A 17,016-nucleotide genomic window follows, 5' to 3' on the forward strand; every position below is an offset into this window, starting at 1 on the left:
CTTCCAACGGGGAGAGTTCAGGAATTCGGACGCGTTTATCGCCTTTCTTGGTATGGATTTGCGCGTCAACAAGTCAGGACAGAAGGATGGTCGTCGTAGTTTAAGTAAGCGCGGCGACTCAGAAGCTAGGCGCCTGCTGCATAACGCAGCGATGGCGGCTAGCCGAACAGAGACATGGAAAGCGTTTTATCAAGCACAGAGGGCGCGAGGCTATAGCACCACACAGGCGTTGGTAATACTGGCCCGCGAGCTTGCTCGGGTGGTATTCGCTCTGCTGAAAGGGCAAAGCGAATATCAGCCAAAAGTTGGTTGAGGGTTGCCCCTCAACCATAGAATCTCCCACAGTTGGAGTGTGGGAGTCAGGGAGATAAGCGTCGGCTGTCAGGTCTTCACGGGAGCAAGCTCCCTCGCCACAGGTGCAGCGTCGTGCCGAAGTTATTTAGATATTTATGCTGCGATGGCGGTGGGTCAGTTAACTCATCTGTCACTGATATACCGCTATCGCAGGCAAGCCAGCTCCCACATTGGCCATGTATTGCCCACAAAATCGGCGCCCGGCCCAGATCCCCGTGGGAGCGGGCTTGCTCGCGATGGCGATGGGGCAGTTAATTCGTCTGTTACTGATATACCGCTATCGCAGGCAAGCCAGCTCCCACAGTGGCCATGTAGCGCCCACAAAATCAGCGCCCGGCCCAGATCCCTGTGGGAGCGGGCTTGCTCGCGAAGGCGGCGTGTCAGTCACTGAATCTATAACTGAACCACTGCTTTCCCAGGCAAGCCAGCTCCACACATTGGTATTGTGTTCGCTTAGCTGATCGGTATTAGGTGAGCCGTTATTGACCGCCTTTCATCCGCCGGGCAATCAGGTAGAGGCCCAGCCCCACCAGCGCTGTAGCAGCACCGATGTAGCCGGTACTGGTCCAACCCAATCCTGCCGTAATCGCCATCCCCCCAAACCACGGCCCCAGCGCATTCGCCAGGTTAAACGCCGCATGGTTCGACGCTGCCGCCAAGCTCGGCGCTTCGTGGGCGATGTCCATCAACCGAATCTGCAACGGTGCCGCCAACGCGACCATGGTGCCCACCAGCCCCATGCTCACCAGTACGCCCCACAGCGACGCCGCGGCGAAGGGGAAGAACAACAACACCGCCATCGACCATACCAATATCAAACCCACCGCCCGAAACTGCATGCGATCAAACAGCTTGCCACCGGCAATGTTGCCGATGATGCCGCCCACGCCAAATGCCGCGAGGCCGAAGGGGATCCACTGCGGCGAGACTTTGGTCACTTCCAGCATGGTCGGCGCCAGGTAGCTGAATACGCAGAACATGCCGGCAAAGCCAATTGCGCCGATGGACAGGGCCATCCAGACCTGGGGTTTGGTGAAGGCGCGCAGTTCCTTGCGCGGGTCGCTGCGTTGTTCGTCGTGGCGGTGGGGCACGAATTGCCAGACCAGGGCGATGGTGAGCAGGGCGATCACGCTGACCAGAGCGAACGCCGAGCGCCAGCCCAGGTGTTGGCCGAGGAAGGTGGCAATGGGGTTGCCGAGCAGCATGGCCAGGGTCAGGCCCATCATTACGCGGGCCACGGCGCCGGCGCGTTTGTCGGTGGGCACCATGCTGGAGGCGACCACGGCGGCGATGCCGAAGTAGGCGCCGTGGGGCAGGCCGCTGATAAAGCGGAAGGCCACCAGCGAGCCGAAGGTCGGGGTGAAGGCGGTGGCGAAGTTGCCCAGGGCGTACAGGCCCATCAGCAACAGCAGCATGTGTTTGCGCAGCAACTTGGCGCCGAGGATGGCCAGCAGTGGGGCGCCGACCATCACGCCCAGGGCGTAGGCGCTGATGGCGTGGCCGACCTGGGGTTCGCTCAGGCCCAGGTTCTGGGCGATGTCGGGCATCAGGCCCATGATGGCGAATTCGCCGGTGCCGATCGCGAAGGCGCCCACGGCCATGGCCGCTTCCATTTTGGCGGCGCTGCGCGCGGGCAGTACCTGCCCGGATGATTGCTGGATAGTCATGGGTAACTCTGTGTGAAAGGTGTGCACGAAGGACAGTCGCCGATGCTACGCAAGCCGCGACGAAGGTGTCTAGAACCGCCATTTTCGGCAGAGTTCCACGCCTGTGACCGCAGGTCGCGGCTGCCAGGCTTGACAGGGGCGCATTAAAAGCCGCGATTTAGGCCTGTCAATTGGCCAAACGGCGCATAAACGCTGTTTAGCGTGATATTCTGCGCGCCGTCTTGGGCTAGTCTTTCCCTGGTGCGTACACCCGTATACGTCCCAGCGGTTGGCTGTCGCCCAGGTAGCTGAAGCCAATAATGATAAGAAGTCAGCGCAGAAGGGACATAACAGTGAGGTCGATCCATCGGCCTTGTGTGCCCACCCTGCAGCCTTTATGTGACTGTGCAGACCCCGCGGTACGTTGCCTGACGTAGCGTGAACGAGGGTTACTCATGATCGGGGGCGGTAGGGCGGATGGCGTTTTATCATAGGTGCTACTGATGTTTAAAAAAGTAAACACTGCCCTGCTGGGGCTGGCTTTGTCGATGGGGATCACGTCCGTTCACGCGGAAGAGGCAAAGAAAGTCGATGTGCTGCTGATCGGCGGCGGCATCATGAGTGCAACCTTGGGTGTCTGGCTCAATGAGCTGGAACCGGATTGGTCGATGGAGATGGTCGAGCGCCTCGATGGCGTGGCCGAAGAAAGCTCCAACGGCTGGAACAACGCCGGTACCGGTCACTCGGCCCTGGCTGAGCTGAATTACACCCCGGAAGACAAGAACGGCAACGTTGAGATCCCGAAAGCGGTCGAGATCAACGAAGCGTTCCAGATCTCCCGTCAGTTCTGGTCCTGGCAGGTTCAGCAGGGCGTGTTGAAGAACCCGCGTTCGTTCATCAACTCCACTCCGCACATGAGCTTTGTGTGGGGCGATGACAACATCAAGTTCCTGAAAAAACGCTACGAAGCCCTGAAGGCCAGCCCGCTGTTCGCCGGCATGCAGTACTCCGAAGACCCGGCGCAGATCGCCAAGTGGGTTCCGTTGATGATGGAAGGGCGTGACCCGAGCCAGAAAATCGCGGCCACCTGGAGCCCGATCGGTACCGACGTTAACTTCGGCGAGATCACCCGCCAGTTCGTCGCTCACCTGCAAACTACGCCGAAGTTTGACTTGAAGCTGTCGAGCGAAGTGCAGGACATCACTAAGAACGCCGACGGTTCGTGGCGTGTGAGCTACAAAAACCTCAAAGACGGCACCAAGACTGAAACCGACGCCAAGTTCGTGTTCATCGGCGCCGGCGGCGGTGCCCTGCACTTGCTGCAGAAGTCGGGCATTCCTGAAGGCAAGGAATACGCAGGCTTCCCAGTCGGTGGTTCGTTCCTGGTGACCGAGAACCCGACCATCGCCGAGCAGCACCTGGCCAAGGCCTACGGTAAGGCTTCGGTAGGTTCGCCACCGATGTCGGTTCCGCACCTGGACACCCGCGTGCTGGATGGCAAGCGTGTGATTCTGTTTGGCCCATTCGCCACCTTCTCGACCAAGTTCCTGAAAGAAGGCTCGTACCTGGACCTGCTGACCAGCACCACCACCCACAACATCTGGCCTATGACCAAAGTTGGTATTCGTGAATACCCACTGGTCGAGTACCTCGCCGGCCAACTGATGCTGTCTGATGATGACCGTTTCAAGGCGCTGCAAGAGTACTTCCCGAACGCCAAGCAGTCCGACTGGCGCCTGTGGCAAGCCGGCCAGCGCGTGCAGATCATCAAGCGTGATGAAGAGCAAGGCGGCGTGCTGAAGCTGGGTACCGAAGTGGTCAGCTCTGCCGACAACACCATCGCAGGCCTGTTGGGTGCATCGCCAGGCGCGTCCACCGCGGCTCCGATCATGCTGACCGTGCTGCAAAAAGTGTTCAAGGACAAGGTAGCAAGCCCGGCCTGGCAGGAAAAACTGCACCAGATCGTGCCAAGCTACGGCACCAAGCTGAACGACAGCCCTGAAGCGGTTGCCAAGGAATGGGCCTACACTGCCGGTGTGCTGCAACTGACACCACCGCCAGCGATCCCGCAATTGGCCGCTCCACAGGCTACCGAGGCTGCCAAGCCTGCGGCTGAGCCAAGCAAGCCGGTTTCTGACCTGGCGCTGTAAGCCTCACCCACGAAAAAGCCCGCTGAACCGGTGACGGTCAGCGGGCTTTTTTGTGGGGAAATGTTCAGGAGAGCGGCGGGTGTCGCTCCACCGGGGGCAGCTCAACCGCACGCTCGGCCGCCGCCAGCGCAGCCTTCAAGCCAGCCTGGTCCAGGCGCACGCAGTACGCCGGTTTGGCCCGCTCGAATCGCCAGCTTTCATCCAGCTCACCAGCGTCGACGGCATCGAACCCCAACTCATCGAGCAGCTGGGTCACGACGGCCTTCGCGGTGGCGTCATCCGCCGCGACGGGCAGCGCCCGCCGATCAGGTGCACCGTGAGGGCGGGCGTCTTGCGTCAGGTCGGGGGCGAAGATCGCGTTAAACACTTTCACCACGTGTGAATGTGTCAAATGGTCGGCCAGCAAGCGGCTGGTAGTCGTTTCAAAGCGGTCCAGCTCTGGGATATGCCCATCGCGGTCGGGGTAGTAATTGTTGGCATCCATCACCGTTTTACCCTCCAGCCATTGCGCGGGCACGCTGCGGTAGTGTTGAAAGGGAATCGCCACTAGCACCACATCGCCGAACCGTGCGGCATCGTCTGCGCTGCCAACTTGCACACCGAGTATGCCGCTTACCACGCTGCTCATGGTGTGCGGGCCGCGGGAATTGCTCAGCATCACCTCATGCCCGGCGGCCAAGGCCAGTTGTGCCACAGCACGCCCAATGAAACCTGCTCCAATTACGCCAATCTTCATGTGCTTGCTCCGATGGAAGTACGAAGTGGCTATGATGATTGGCAACCATTTGGTGATAAATCGCAGTTGTGGCGCGGCTGTTGTTACTAGGGGTAGGGAATGATGGATCGTTTATCAAGCATGAATGCCTTTGTGATGGCTGCTGAGCTCGGTTCCTACGTGCGTGCCGCTGAGCGCTTGAATATGTCACCGCAAATGGTGGCCAAGCATGTCACCGCCTTGGAACAACGCTTGGGCGCGCGCTTGCTTAACCGTACTACGCGAAGGCAAAGCCTTACGGAGTTGGGGAGCGCTTACTACGAACGTTGCAAGCACATCCTGACGGAGACTAAGGCGGCGGATTCCCTTGCGCAAATCATGAACGACACCCCGCGTGGCAAGCTGAAAATCACCGCTCCGGTGACGTTCGGCTCCTACAGCCTGATGCCGTTGATCACCGGATTCTTGCGTGACAACCCGGATGTGCAAATCGATCTGCACCTTACGGATCGTTTCGTCGACCTGGTAGAGGAGGGCTATGAGGCGGCCTTTCGTATCGGCCCCTTGGGGACCACTGGCCTGACCGCCCGGCCGCTGGCGCCGTATCGCCTGGTTGTCTGTGCGGCACCGGCCTATTTGCAGGCGCGGGGCACACCGATGACGCCGGCAGACCTTGAGCATCACGAATGCCTGGGCTATGCCTTCTGGTCACGCCCGGCAGATCGTGAATGGGTGTTTTACCAAGGTGCGGTCCCGCACAGGGTGCAGGTAAGCAGCCGTTTGCAGATCAACGAAAGCAGGGCGCTGATGTCGGCGGCGCTGGATGGTTTCGGTATCGTGCTCGGCCCTGAAGACTTCTTGCGCAGGGCACTGGCCGAGGGCCAGTTAGTGCGGGTGCTGCCGGACTTTGACGCGCCAAGTCGATCAATGCATTTGGTCTACACCGCGAATCGGCAGCGCACGGCTAAGTTGCGGCGGTTTGTCGACGCCGTATTACAACGTTTTGGCTCGGTTTAAACGCGCGAGCTCTCTCACCTGTTCATGCAGATTCAGCGCCAGCAGTGCCCGTTCGACTTGAGGCCGGTGGGTTCAGCAATCTGACAGACATTTCCTGTTAAAAATAATCAAAGCCCATGCAGGAGCCCGGCTGGAATAAAGGCGGATTACTTTCTGATGCAGGTGCAGGGCGTTCGCGCCCGAGGGTTTTGTATGTTGTTACGTTATGCAGCATTGGCCGCCATGGTGGTGGCGGCGTCCGGGTGTGTACAAGAGCGTGTAGTACATGAACGCAGGCCGGTGCAACGTGAGTATGTTGAGGTGGTGGCGCCGCAGCCGCCTCCGGTGCAGGTGATAGAAGTCGAACCGGCGGTACGCGAGGGTTATATCTGGTCACGCGGTTACTGGCGTTGGGAAGGCGGGCGCTATGTGGCGGTGCACGGCCATTGGGAGCCGGTGCGCCAGGGCTATCGTTATGTACACCCGCATTGGGTGCAGCGTAATGATGGCTACCACTGGCAGATCGGCGGCTGGATACGCTGACCAAACCTCCTCTCCCTCTTCTCTGTAGGAGCGAGCTTGCTCGCGAAAAACGTCAACGGTTACGCGGGCATTCAGATTGCACGCGGTGCCTGTGATTTTTTCGCGAGCAAGCTCGCTCCTACACAAACAAAGCGGGCTAGCCGAGCCGTTTCATCCCCGCAGCCTTGGCCGCGTTCAGATCAAAGGTGGCGGTGTACTCGCAGCCCGCCGCATGACCACAGCGTTCAACCAGGCAGTCGGCAAAGTCGGCTTTGCCTGCGCTGAACTTGCGCAATGCCTGCCAGATGATATCGGCGTGCTCGACGGTCAGTTCCCGCGTGTGCAACAAGGTTTCCAACACCATCACCACCTCGCTTTTGGCCGACTGGTAGCAGGACTGCAACACCCACACCAGCTCCGTAAGCGTCACCAGGCTGACAAAGCCTGGCGAGGCGGCGGTGAGTGATTCGATGAGCTGGGACGCCTTGGCTGATTGAACCGGGTCGTCCTGGGTCACGTAACGCACCAGCACGTTGGTATCCAGGCCGATCATCCAGCTGTTGCTCCCTGGGCCGCGATGGCGCGGTTCATGTCTTCGATAGACACGGCATGGGCAGGCTTGCGGATCAAACCCTTGAGGTCCTTGACGGTTTTGCTCGCGGCAATCATGGAAAACTTGCCGTCTTCCATTTCGACGAATTCCACCCGGTCGCCTGTTTCCAGGCCCAGGGCTGTCCTGACCTGGACTGGGATGGTGATTTGCCCTTTTGAAGTGAGTGTGGCGGTGGCCATAGTGAAGGTCTCCATCGTGACATTCCTTACCTTAAGGTAAGGAGTGACGGAGGACAATATCCGTTGGTCCATAGGTCGCTCGCTGAGGTGAATGAGTCAGAATAGTAAAACCTAGTCCGAACTCTCGTTCCTCACACGCGTTGCTATGTCCCAAACGAATACAAACTATGACCGACCGCCGCTGGCTTATTGCACCACGCGATAGCACGGCACATACGCCGCTCCGCCCGGCAGTTTCATGCGGTGCTGGGCCACGAACGCCTTCAATAATTCATCCAACGGTTTCATGATCGCCGGGTCGCCGTGGATCTCATACGGGCCGTTCTCCTCGATCAGGCGAATACCCTTGTCTTTGACGTTACCCGCCACGATCCCCGAGAACGCCCGGCGCAGGTTGGCCGCCAGTTCATGGGCCGGCAGCGCGTGGTTGAGTTGCAGGCTGGCCATGTTTTCGTGGGTGGGGTCGAACGGGCGCTGGAAGCCTTCGTCGATCTTCAGCAGCCAGTTGAAGTGGAACGCGTCGTTACGCTCGCGGCGGAATTGCTTCACCGCCTTGAGGCCGGTGGTCATCTGGCGGGCCACTTCAGCCGGGTCGTCGATGATGATCTGGTAATGCTTCTGCGCCGCTTCGCCCAAGGTGGCGCCGACGAACGCGTGCAATTGTTCCAGGTAAGGCGCGGCATGTTTCGGCCCGGTGAGCACCACCGGGAACGGCAGGTCGCGGTTGTCCGGGTGCATGAGGATGCCGAGCAGGTACAGGAACTCCTCGGCCGTGCCTGCGCCGCCGGGGAAGATGATGATGCCGTGGCCCACACGCACGAAGGCTTCCAGGCGCTTTTCGATGTCCGGCAAAATCACCAGCTCGTTGACGATGGGGTTCGGCGCTTCGGCAGCGATGATGCCTGGTTCGGTCAAGCCCAGGTAACGGCCATTGGTGATGCGCTGCTTGGCGTGGGAAATGGTTGCACCCTTCATCGGGCCTTTCATCACGCCGGGGCCGCAACCGGTGCACACGTCGAGGCTGCGCAGGCCCAGTTCGTGCCCGACTTTCTTGGTGTATTTGTATTCTTCGGTGTTGATCGAATGGCCGCCCCAGCACACCACGATCTTCGGCTCGACACCCGGGCGCAGCGTACGGGCGTTACGCAGCAGGTGGAACACGTAATCGGTGATGCCTTGGGAGTTGCTCAGGTCGATACGCTGGCTATCCAGCTCGTTCTCGGTGTAGACGATGTCGCGCAGGGCGCTGAACAGCATTTCGCGGGTGCTGGCAATCATTTCGCCATCGACGAAGGCATCGGCGGGGGCGTTGAGCAGTTCCAGACGTACGCCGCGGTCCTGCTGGTGAATACGCACTTCAAAGTCTTTGTAGGCGTCGAGGATGGTCTTGGCGTTGTCGATATGCGCGCCGGTATTGAGAATCGCCAGGGCGCATTGGCGGAACAGGGTGTAGATGCTGCCGGTACCGGCTTCGCTCAGTTGCTGCACTTCACGTTGGGACAGGGTTTCGAGGCTGCCCTTGGGGCTGACGGAGGCGTTGATGACTTGACGTTGGGGCATTCTGATTCCTTGAAAGCATAGCCACCGCGCCCGCTAGGGGGCGATGGCTTAAGAATGGTGAGCGCCAATTAAGGTCGCACGAGACGGTTATTTACCTCAGGCGCAAGGCCCAGCGCAAATGCCGTCCAACACCATCATGCCGCAGAACTTACTGAATCAGCTTCCAGTTTTTGTAGAAAACCCGACGCAGGGTAAAGACCAGGCCGGCAAACCCTGCGATCACGGCGTTGAGCACCGAGGGCAGCAGGGTCGGGCGCACAATATCAATGAACAGGCAGTAGCGTTTGGCGTCGTTTTTGTTGAAGGAGGCGTGCATCAGCGTGTCATCGAAAATAAACAGCGGGTCGTCGTGCCAGTAGTGCTTGTGCTTGCCCACCTGGATGTACACACCTTCATGGTGCGGTGCCGGCGCCATGTTGTAGAGCACACGGAACATCATGCGCAGGGGGCCGAAGTGGAACGAGGTCGAGCGGTTCTCGTTGAACACCGAGACGCCGATGGTTTTCACGAACGGCAGTTTCTTGCGCAGCTGCGGGATATCCAGGGTGGTTTCGATCGGGCGACCGTACCACTGGAAGAACAACATGCCGCGTTTCTTCTCGGCCATGCGCTCGTCCAGGTAGCTGATGATTTCATCCTTGCGGGCCATGGCGTCGTCGATCACCTGTTGCAGGTCTTCGCGCCAGGCCGGTGGCAGGTCGTTCATGGTGTAGACATGCCGGTTGCGGCTGCTGAGCAGGTCGAGCAGGGTGTTGAACGGTGCCAGCACCCAGGTATTACGACCGTTGCCGATAAAATACTTCTTGATGGTGTCGCGGTCGTACAGGCCGTTACGCAGGAAGTCATAAACGCCGCAGCACACCACCAACAGCAGAAACACCAGGCAACTGCGCGGGAAACAATAGATCAATAGCAGAACGCCGAGTACCCACGCCAGGGATACCAGCTTCTTGCCGACAGCATTTTTGCTCATGAAACGAGGCTCCAAAGCCGAAACATATTGAAACAATCTCGTCATCATAGGGGTTTATGGGGCCGGCAGGCGTTTTTAAATAGGGTGAAATTGTGAAGCTGCTGCACAATTTGTAACCGTTGCCGTGCAGGCTCCGACGTTTTGTGGATTGAATTTTGAGAACAGAAGATTTGCGACTATCGTGACGCTTCGGTTTTTCAGGCGTCATAGACCGGTACGATTGAAGTTGAATGGCCACTATTGGCCTTCGGCACCTTGGAAGAGGCAGAAATTTTTATGATCATCAAACCGCGGGTTCGTGGCTTTATCTGTGTGACCGCTCACCCTGTTGGCTGTGAAGCGAACGTCAAAGAGCAGATCGACTACGTAACCAAAAATGGCGTCATCGAGGGCGGCCCTAAAAAGGTACTGGTCCTCGGTGCCTCCACCGGCTACGGCCTGGCCGCGCGCATCAGTGCTGCGTTTGGCTGCGGCGCCGACACCCTGGGCGTGTTTTTTGAGAAAGAAGGCGAAGAAGGCAAGCTGAGCTCCGCCGGCTGGTACAACAGCGCGGCGTTCGAGAAGTTTGCCGTGGAAAAAGGTCTGTACGCCAAGAGCATCAACGGCGACGCGTTCTCCGACGAGATCAAGCGCCTGACCATCGAGACCATCAAGAAAGACCTCGGCAAGATCGACCTGGTGGTCTACAGCCTGGCTGCGCCACGCCGTACCGACCCGCAAGGCGTGGTGCACACCTCCACCCTCAAGCCAATCGGCAAGGCCGTGACCCTGCGCGGGATCAACACCGACAAGGGCGTGGTGGTCGACACCACGCTTGAGCCTGCGACCCAGGAAGAAATCGACGGTACCGTGAAGGTCATGGGCGGCGAAGACTGGCAGCTGTGGATCGACGCCCTGCGTGACGCCGATGTATTGGCCGAAGGCGCCAAGACCACCGCGTTCACCTACCTCGGTGAGAAGCTGACCCAGGACATCTACTGGAACGGCTCCATCGGCGAAGCCAAGAAAGACCTGGACAAGAAAGTGTTGACCCTGCGCGAAAACCTCGCTGCGCTCAAGGGCGACGCCCGTGTGTCGGTGCTCAAGGCCGTGGTCACCCAGGCCAGCTCGGCGATCCCGATCATGCCGCTGTACCTGTCGCTGCTGTTCAAGGTGATGAAAGAGCAGGGCACCCATGAAGGCTGCATCGAGCAGGTCTACGGCCTGTTCAAGGACAGCCTGTACGGCAGCGAGCCGAAACTCGACGCCGATGGCCGCCTGCGTGCCGACCTGGCCGAGCTGGAACCGAAGGTTCAGGACGCCGTGGCCGCACTGTGGAACCAGGTGACCGACGACAACGTCAACGAGATCAGCGATTTTGCCGGTTACAAGGCTGAATTCCTGCGCTTGTTTGGCTTTGAAGTCGACGGCGTGGATTACGACGCGGATGTGAACCCGACCGTCAAAATCAACGGCCTGATCCAGGCTTAAAGCGCGGTCAATAAGGTGGAAACTGGCTTGCCGTGATGCCAGTCAGTTAACGCAAATCCCCTGTGGGAGCGGGCTTGCCCGCGAAGGCGGTGTGTCAGTCGCAGCATCTGAGGCTGTACGACCGCTTTCGCAGGCAAGCCAGCTCCCACATTTGATCTTCGTTGTTTTGAGCATTGCGTCCGCTCAATGAGGCCATGCCTCCCCCCACCTGTCTTTTCAGACACTTCTTACGCCTCGGCGCGCGCCTCCCTCTTGTAGATCTGTCAGACTCCAGCAGCTATCAAGCCATGCTAACGGAGGATCTGATGACGATTCGTGCAGTAGTTTTTGATTTCGGCGGTGTCCTGTTCGACTGGAGCCCGCAGCACCTGTACCGCAAGCTGATTGCCAACGACGTCGAGCGCCAGTGGTTCCTCGACACCATCTGTACCCAGGACTGGAACACCGAGCAAGATGCCGGGCGCTCCCTGGCTGAAGCCACCCGCACCCTGGTTGCCCAATACCCCGAACACACGACCCTGATCCAGGCTTATTACGAGCGCTGGCCCGAAATGCTGCGGGCTGAATTACCCGAGGGCGTGGCGATTCTCGAAGCGTTGCATCAGGTTGAGATGCCGCTGTTCGGGCTCACCAACTGGTCATCTGAAACCTTCCCTTACGCCCGGGCCAACTATCCATTCCTGACGCGTTTTCGCGACATTCTGGTGTCCGGCGAGGTGAAGTTGATCAAGCCTGACCCGGCGATCTACCACGCCAGCCTCACCCAGGTGCGTGCGCACCTGCCGGATGTCCAGGCCAGTGAAGTGGTGTTTATCGACGACGTCGCCGGCAATATCGAGGCCGCTATCGCGTTGGGCTGGCAGGGCATTCACCACGTATCGGCCGAGCGCACCGCCGCGCGTTTGCGTGAGTTGGGCGTGGCGTTCTAGCGCGTCCATTTCTCCATCACAAAGTCGACGAACGCCCGCAGCTTGGGCAGGCGATAGCGGTCCTGGCGATACATCAGGTGCATGGGGCGGCTGGGCAGTTTATAGGTGGTCAGCAAGGCCACCAGCTTGCCGCTCTCCAGGTCCGGTTGCACCAGGGCATCGGCCAACATGCTGATGCCCATGCCGTTGATGGCGGCCTGGCGCAAGCCTTGGGAGCTGTTGATGGTCAATGAGCCAGACACCGGCACCTCCACTTCACCTTCATCGCCGGTCATGCGCCAGAGTTTATCGGTGTCGCGCCAGTTGTCGTTCGCGGGGTAGGCGAATGCCAGGCAGTCATGCTGCTGCAGGTCATCCGGGGTTTGCGGTGTGCCGCGTCGCGCCAGGTAGGCAGGGGAGGCGCAAAGGGTGAGGGTATAGGCCTGCAGAGGCCGGGCGATCAGGCTGGAGCTTTCCAGTTCGCCGAGACGGATCGCCACGTCAAAACCGCTGTCGACCAGGTCCATGCGCTCATTGCTCATCACCACGTACAGGTCGATAAGTGGGTAGCGCTGGGAAAACTCACTCAAGGCCGGCACTAGGCGTTCAGTGCCGAACACCGGGGGGGCGGTGATGCGCAGGCTGCCTTTGGGGGTTTCGCTGTGGACCTGCTCGGCCAATAACTCGGAGTCGGCCACCAGCCCCAGCACTTCCAGGCAGCGCTGATAATACTGCCCGCCAAATTCGGTGAGGTTCTGTTTGCGCGTGGTGCGTTTGAGCAAGCTGACGCCAAGCCGTTGTTCCAGCGCTCGCAGATGGTTGCCCACCATGGTGGTCGAAATCCCGCATTCCTGCGCGGCGGCGGTCATGCTGCCGGTCTCGACGACTTTCACGTACACCGACATTGCCTGGAACAGATCCATTATCAAGCCCTGGTTTAAAGTTATTGCAGCAATTCTGCGTTTATCCAGCGAGGGTGGTTAACCATACTTGATCCACCCCAACGATGCACTGGAGCCGCCACCATGACCGCCGCCTGCCTGATGAGCACTTATCAACCCCTGGCCCTGAGCTTCACCCGCGGCCTGGGCACGCGCCTGTGGGACCAACAGGGCCGCGAATACCTGGACGCCGTGGCCGGCGTGGCGGTGACCAATGTTGGCCATTCCCACCCCAGGTTAGTGGCCGCCATCAGCGAACAGGCCGGCTTGCTGCTGCACACCTCCAACCTCTACAGCATCGACTGGCAACAACAATTGGCCCGGCGCCTGGCCCAACTGTCCGGGCTGGACCGCGCGTTCTTCAACAATTCCGGCGCCGAGGCCAACGAGACGGCGCTGAAGTTGGCGCGTTTGCATGGCTGGAAAAAAGGCATCCAACAGCCGTTGGTGGTCGTGATGGAGAACGCCTTCCACGGCCGCACGCTAGGCACCATGGCCGCCAGCGACGGGCCGTCGGTGCGCCTGGGGTTCCAGCGTCTGCCCGGCGATTTCATCAAGATTGGGTTTGGCGACATGGCGGCCCTGGAGGCGGTCACCGCGCAGTTCGGTACACGCATCGCGGCGGTACTGCTTGAACCGATCCAGGGTGAAAGTGGCGTGTTGGTGGCGCCACCAGGCTACCTGAAAGCCATGCGCGATCACTGCACGCGCCACGGCTGGCTGATGATGCTCGACGAAATCCAGACCGGCATCGGGCGCACCGGCACCTGGTTTGCTTTCCAGCACGAAGGCATCGTGCCGGACGTGATGACCCTGGCCAAAGGCCTGGGCAATGGCGTGCCCATCGGCGCCTGCCTGGCCCGCGCTGCCGTCGCTGAGCTGTTCACCCCAGGCAGCCATGGCAGCACCTTTGGCGGCAACCCGCTGGCGTGTCGCGTCGGGTGTACGGTGCTGGAGATTATCCAGGAGCAAGGCTTGCTCGAGAACGCTGCGCGCCAGGGAGAACACTTACTGGCCCGGTTGCGGATGGAGTTGGAGGAACATCCGCAGGTGCGGGCGATTCGTGGCAAGGGCTTGATGATCGGCATTGAACTGGCCAGCCCTTACCGCGACCTGGCCCAACGGGCAGCGCAGGAGCACGGGCTGTTGATCAACGTCACGCGGGGCAAGGTCATTCGCCTGTTGCCGCCACTGACGCTGGAGCGCAAGGAAGTGGAGATGATCGTGCGAGCCATCACCCGCCTACTGGACTGAAAGACGATGCTCGTTCCCACGCTATGCGTGGGAACGCCTCCTGTGACGCTCCGCGTCACGCGTTAAGAGCGGACGCGGAGCGTCCAGGGCAGCATTCCCACGCAGAGCGTGGGAACGATCAGCAACGATCAGCAGCGTGGGAGCGATCAGAAACACTTACTGGCGCGGTTGCGGATGGAGTTGGAGGAACATCCGCGCGCAGGAGCATGGGCTGTTGATCAACGTCACGCGGGGCAAGGTCATTCGCCTGTTGCCGCCACTGACGCTGGAGCGCAAGGAAGTGGAGATGATCGTGTGAGCCATCACCCGCCTACTGGACTGAAAGACGATGCTCGTTCCCACGCTATGCGTGGGAACGCCTCCTGTGACGCTCTGCGTCACGCGTTAAGAGCGGACGCGGAGCGTCCAGGGCAGCATTCCCACGCAGAGCGTGGGAACGATCAGCAATCAGCAGCGTGGGAGTGATCAGAAAGAGGGGCCATTCAGCCATTCCTGGTTCATCGTTTCGGTGTCCCCCAAGTACTCCAACAACCACGCCATGGCCGGCGACAGTTTGTTCTGCGCCCACGCCACACACGACGGGCTGGCCGGAAATGGCCGGCTCAATTGCAGCGCCACCAACTCCCCGCGCTCGATCCATGGCAACACCTGATGGGCCGGCGCCATCCCTACACACAGGCCATCGCGCAGGCAATCCAGGGCCGACGCCCAGTTGGGCACCACCAGGCGGCGCTGGTTATCCAGGGTCCAGGTGTCGCGCTTGGGCAGGTTGCGGGAGGTGTCGGTCATGCACAGCGAGGCAAAGGGGCGCAGTTGGTCATCACTGAGCAAACCTTCCACCGCCGCCAGCGGGTGCCGGGCGCTGACCACGCACAGCCAGTTCAACAGGCCCATGTCGCGGAAGCTGAAGTGGCTGGCCACCGGCACCGCGCTGGTGGCGCCGATCACGATGTCGGTGCGTTCATCGGCCAACGCATCCCACACGCCGTTGTACACCTCGTATTCGAGCAGCAATTCCACTTCGGGAAACTGCCGATAGAAGTCGAGCACCAATTGCCGGCAGCGCTGGGGTTTGACGATGGAGTCCACGGCCACCTTCAACTGGCCGCTCCAACCATTGGCCACCTGTTGGCACAGGCGCCGGGTGCCGAGCATTTTTTTCATCACGCCGCGGGCTTCGTCGATAAACAGGCGGCCGGCAGGGGTCAGTTCCACGTCGCGATGCCGACGCACAAACAGCGGCACGGCCAACCATTCTTCGAGCTGACGCACGGTGTAGCTGATGGCCGACGGTACACGGTGCAGTTCCTGGGCGGCGGCGCTGAAGCTGCTGTGACGGGCGACGGCGTCCACCACATCCAGGGAATATTCCGACCACATAGGTACTGCCTTCAAAATTATTGATAAGAGTGTCCAATTATTATCGCTTCACACAGATATTGTCAGCCTCATAATGGGCGACAGTCAGCAAATAGTTTGATGGCAGTATCTACAAGGCTTCGATGAAAAATTCTTTTGGTTTTACCTGGTATCTGGCGGGGCTGAGCATGCTCGGTTATCTCGCCATGGACATGTACTTGCCGGCATTTGGCGCCATGGGCGAGCAGTTGAACATTGGTGCTGGCGCGGTGGGCGCCAGCTTGAGCATTTTTCTTGCCGGCTTTGCGCTGGGGCAGTTGCTGTGGGGGCCGCTCTCGGACCGCCTGGGGCGCAAGCCGATTCTGATCGCGGGCCTGAGCCTGTTTGTGCTCGGTTGCCTGGGCATGTTCTGGGTTCAGAGCGCGCCGCAACTGCTGGCCCTGCGCTTTATGCAGGCGATTGGCGTGTGTGCCGCCGCCGTCAGTTGGCAGGCCTTGGTGATTGATCGCTACCCGGCCGACAAGGCTCACCGCGTCTTCGCCAGCATCATGCCGTTGATGTCGCTATCGCCGGCCCTGGCACCGCTGTTGGGCGCCATGGTGCTGAATCACTTTGGCTGGCAGGCGATCTTCGGCGTGTTGCTGGTGGTGTCGTTGTTGCTGTTGTTGCCGACCTTGTTCCTGCGCAATGTGCCCAAGCGTTCGGAGCACAAGGGCAGCCCGGTGCGCCTGGGGTATGGGCAATTGCTCACTTCTCGGGTGTTTACCGGCAATGTGATGATCTTTGCCGCCTGTTCGGCCAGCTTCTTCGCTTGGCTGACCGCCTCGCCGTTCATCCTCGGTGGCATGGGTTACAGCCCGAATGACATTGGCCTCAGCTACGTGCTGCCGACCCTGGCGTTTCTCGTTGGCGGCTACAGTTGCCGCAGCGCCTTGCAGCGCCTGCCGGGTAAAACCCTGCTGCCATGGTTGCTGGTCGCCTATTGCTTGAGCATGGTGGCGTTGTACGTGGTGGCCACCTTGAGTGTGCCGACCCTGACCACCTTGTTGATCCCGTTCTGCCTGATGGCGCTGTGCAACGGCGCCAGCTACCCGATTGTGGTGGCGAATGCGCTGATGCCCTTTGCGGAAAATTCCGGCAAGGCGGCGGCCCTGCAAAATACCCTGCAATTGGGCTTGTGCTTCGTGGCCAGCCTGTTGGTGTCGTCGATGATCGAGCAACCGCTGTTGATCACGGTGATTGTGATGCTGGCGACGGCGCCACTGGCGGTGTTGGGCTATTGGCTGGCACGGCCGAAGGGCAACTCTTCCGAACTGGCCAACGCCTGAGCTGACAATACGATCAAACTGGTAGGAGCGAGCTTGCTCGCGAAAAAC

Annotated in this window: 17 protein-coding genes; 9 read left to right on the forward strand and 8 right to left on the reverse strand. The window is 60.0% G+C overall.

The annotated features are described in order from the left end of the window. Nucleotides 1-313: transposase (locus tag GIW79_RS15805; RefSeq protein WP_236454148.1), on the forward strand; the 313-nt coding region annotated here is incomplete at its 5' end. Between the two features lie 520 nt (nt 314-833). On the opposite strand, the gene GIW79_RS15810 is transcribed toward GIW79_RS15805, so the two are convergent. Beyond that, nucleotides 834-2,021: an MFS transporter gene (locus tag GIW79_RS15810; protein WP_236454151.1), complete on the reverse strand. Its 1,188-nt coding sequence runs from the start codon at nt 2,019-2,021 to the stop codon at nt 834-836. A 482-nt stretch (nt 2,022-2,503) separates the two neighbouring features. Here GIW79_RS15810 and mqo point away from each other — a divergent pair, with 482 nt between their 5' ends. Beyond that, on the forward strand, nt 2,504-4,150 hold the full coding sequence (mqo, locus tag GIW79_RS15815; protein WP_034126666.1) for a malate dehydrogenase (quinone): 1,647 nt from the start codon (nt 2,504-2,506) through the stop codon (nt 4,148-4,150). Nucleotides 4,151-4,214: 64 nt separating this feature from the next. Here mqo and GIW79_RS15820 read toward each other — a convergent pair whose 3' ends face one another. Further along, entirely contained in the window at nt 4,215-4,919 is a 705-nt protein-coding gene (locus tag GIW79_RS15820) for an NADPH-dependent F420 reductase (protein WP_254914269.1), read from the reverse strand. A 66-nt stretch (nt 4,920-4,985) separates the two neighbouring features. On the opposite strand from GIW79_RS15820, the gene GIW79_RS15825 reads away from it, so the two are divergent. After that, a complete protein-coding gene (locus GIW79_RS15825; protein ID WP_054898631.1) occupies nt 4,986-5,882 on the forward strand; it encodes a LysR family transcriptional regulator in 897 nt (298 codons plus the stop codon). A 192-nt stretch (nt 5,883-6,074) separates the two neighbouring features. Then, nucleotides 6,075-6,404: a YXWGXW repeat-containing protein gene (locus GIW79_RS15830; RefSeq protein WP_034127032.1), complete on the forward strand. Its 330-nt coding sequence runs from the start codon at nt 6,075-6,077 to the stop codon at nt 6,402-6,404. Between the two features lie 136 nt (nt 6,405-6,540). Here the strand turns inward: GIW79_RS15830 and GIW79_RS15835 are convergent, their stop codons facing one another. The 4 genes from GIW79_RS15835 to GIW79_RS15850 all read right to left on the reverse strand — a co-directional run bounded on the left by GIW79_RS15835 (nt 6,541) and on the right by GIW79_RS15850 (nt 9,708). Continuing rightward, nucleotides 6,541-6,936, reverse strand: coding sequence for a PIN domain-containing protein (locus tag GIW79_RS15835; RefSeq protein WP_054919810.1), 396 nt, complete (start codon nt 6,934-6,936; stop codon nt 6,541-6,543). Beyond that, complete coding sequence (locus tag GIW79_RS15840; protein WP_072446755.1) at nt 6,933-7,190, reverse strand: AbrB/MazE/SpoVT family DNA-binding domain-containing protein; 258 nt, start codon at nt 7,188-7,190, stop codon at nt 6,933-6,935. The genes GIW79_RS15835 and GIW79_RS15840 overlap by 4 nt, the downstream gene beginning before the upstream one ends. 171 nt (nt 7,191-7,361) lie before the next feature. Beyond that, nucleotides 7,362-8,735: a nucleotide 5'-monophosphate nucleosidase PpnN gene (gene ppnN / locus GIW79_RS15845; RefSeq protein ID WP_032892811.1), complete on the reverse strand. Its 1,374-nt coding sequence runs from the start codon at nt 8,733-8,735 to the stop codon at nt 7,362-7,364. 148 nt (nt 8,736-8,883) lie between these two features. Further along, entirely contained in the window at nt 8,884-9,708 is an 825-nt protein-coding gene (locus GIW79_RS15850; protein ID WP_032900476.1) for an aspartyl/asparaginyl beta-hydroxylase domain-containing protein, read from the reverse strand. A gap of 276 nt (nt 9,709-9,984) precedes the next feature. Between GIW79_RS15850 and fabV the strand changes: the two genes are divergently transcribed. Together fabV and GIW79_RS15860 are read left to right on the forward strand one after the other, a co-directional pair. Then, entirely contained in the window at nt 9,985-11,178 is a 1,194-nt protein-coding gene (gene fabV / locus GIW79_RS15855; RefSeq protein WP_054898637.1) for an enoyl-ACP reductase FabV, read from the forward strand. Nucleotides 11,179-11,483: 305 nt separating this feature from the next. Beyond that, on the forward strand, nt 11,484-12,107 hold the full coding sequence (locus tag GIW79_RS15860; RefSeq protein ID WP_236454154.1) for an HAD family hydrolase: 624 nt from the start codon (nt 11,484-11,486) through the stop codon (nt 12,105-12,107). Here GIW79_RS15860 and GIW79_RS15865 read toward each other — a convergent pair. Then, nucleotides 12,104-13,009: a LysR family transcriptional regulator gene (locus GIW79_RS15865; RefSeq protein WP_200648159.1), complete on the reverse strand. Its 906-nt coding sequence runs from the start codon at nt 13,007-13,009 to the stop codon at nt 12,104-12,106. The two genes, GIW79_RS15860 and GIW79_RS15865, sit on opposite strands and share 4 nt — an antisense overlap. Nucleotides 13,010-13,111: 102 nt before the next feature. Here GIW79_RS15865 and GIW79_RS15870 point away from each other — a divergent pair, with 102 nt between their 5' ends. Together GIW79_RS15870 and GIW79_RS15875 are read left to right on the forward strand one after the other, a co-directional pair. Further along, entirely contained in the window at nt 13,112-14,281 is a 1,170-nt protein-coding gene (locus GIW79_RS15870; protein ID WP_236454158.1) for an aspartate aminotransferase family protein, read from the forward strand. A gap of 136 nt (nt 14,282-14,417) precedes the next feature. Then, entirely contained in the window at nt 14,418-14,579 is a 162-nt protein-coding gene (locus GIW79_RS15875; RefSeq protein WP_229999651.1) for a hypothetical protein, read from the forward strand. Nucleotides 14,580-14,746: 167 nt separating this feature from the next. Here GIW79_RS15875 and punR read toward each other — a convergent pair whose 3' ends face one another. Further along, nucleotides 14,747-15,661, reverse strand: a complete 915-nt coding sequence (gene punR / locus GIW79_RS15880) for a DNA-binding transcriptional activator PunR (protein ID WP_054919795.1) — start codon at nt 15,659-15,661, stop codon at nt 14,747-14,749. A gap of 122 nt (nt 15,662-15,783) precedes the next feature. Between punR and punC the strand changes: the two genes are divergently transcribed. Continuing rightward, on the forward strand, nt 15,784-16,968 hold the full coding sequence (punC, locus tag GIW79_RS15885) for a purine nucleoside transporter PunC (protein WP_054898625.1): 1,185 nt from the start codon (nt 15,784-15,786) through the stop codon (nt 16,966-16,968). Nucleotides 16,969-17,016: the final 48 nt, after the last annotated feature.

It is taken from the genome of Pseudomonas sp. PA-7-1E (assembly GCF_021605325.1).
GTDB lineage: Bacteria > Pseudomonadota > Gammaproteobacteria > Pseudomonadales > Pseudomonadaceae > Aquipseudomonas > Aquipseudomonas fluorescens_BV.

Excerpts from the sequence above, each read along its gene's own strand:
- GIW79_RS15810 (WP_236454151.1), bottom strand. The coding sequence starts at position 2,021 with ATGACTATCCAGCAATCATCCGGGCAGGTACTGCCCGCGCGCAGCGCC.
- mqo (WP_034126666.1), top strand. The coding sequence starts at position 2,504 with ATGTTTAAAAAAGTAAACACTGCCCTGCTGGGGCTGGCTTTGTCGATG.
- GIW79_RS15825 (WP_054898631.1), top strand. The coding sequence starts at position 4,986 with ATGATGGATCGTTTATCAAGCATGAATGCCTTTGTGATGGCTGCTGAG.
- GIW79_RS15830 (WP_034127032.1), top strand. The coding sequence starts at position 6,075 with ATGTTGTTACGTTATGCAGCATTGGCCGCCATGGTGGTGGCGGCGTCC.
- GIW79_RS15835 (WP_054919810.1), bottom strand. The coding sequence starts at position 6,936 with ATGATCGGCCTGGATACCAACGTGCTGGTGCGTTACGTGACCCAGGAC.
- GIW79_RS15840 (WP_072446755.1), bottom strand. The coding sequence starts at position 7,190 with ATGGAGACCTTCACTATGGCCACCGCCACACTCACTTCAAAAGGGCAA.
- ppnN (WP_032892811.1), bottom strand. The coding sequence starts at position 8,735 with ATGCCCCAACGTCAAGTCATCAACGCCTCCGTCAGCCCCAAGGGCAGC.
- GIW79_RS15850 (WP_032900476.1), bottom strand. The coding sequence starts at position 9,708 with ATGAGCAAAAATGCTGTCGGCAAGAAGCTGGTATCCCTGGCGTGGGTA.
- fabV (WP_054898637.1), top strand. The coding sequence starts at position 9,985 with ATGATCATCAAACCGCGGGTTCGTGGCTTTATCTGTGTGACCGCTCAC.
- GIW79_RS15860 (WP_236454154.1), top strand. The coding sequence starts at position 11,484 with ATGACGATTCGTGCAGTAGTTTTTGATTTCGGCGGTGTCCTGTTCGAC.
- GIW79_RS15865 (WP_200648159.1), bottom strand. The coding sequence starts at position 13,009 with ATGGATCTGTTCCAGGCAATGTCGGTGTACGTGAAAGTCGTCGAGACC.
- GIW79_RS15870 (WP_236454158.1), top strand. The coding sequence starts at position 13,112 with ATGACCGCCGCCTGCCTGATGAGCACTTATCAACCCCTGGCCCTGAGC.
- punR (WP_054919795.1), bottom strand. The coding sequence starts at position 15,661 with ATGTGGTCGGAATATTCCCTGGATGTGGTGGACGCCGTCGCCCGTCAC.
- punC (WP_054898625.1), top strand. The coding sequence starts at position 15,784 with ATGAAAAATTCTTTTGGTTTTACCTGGTATCTGGCGGGGCTGAGCATG.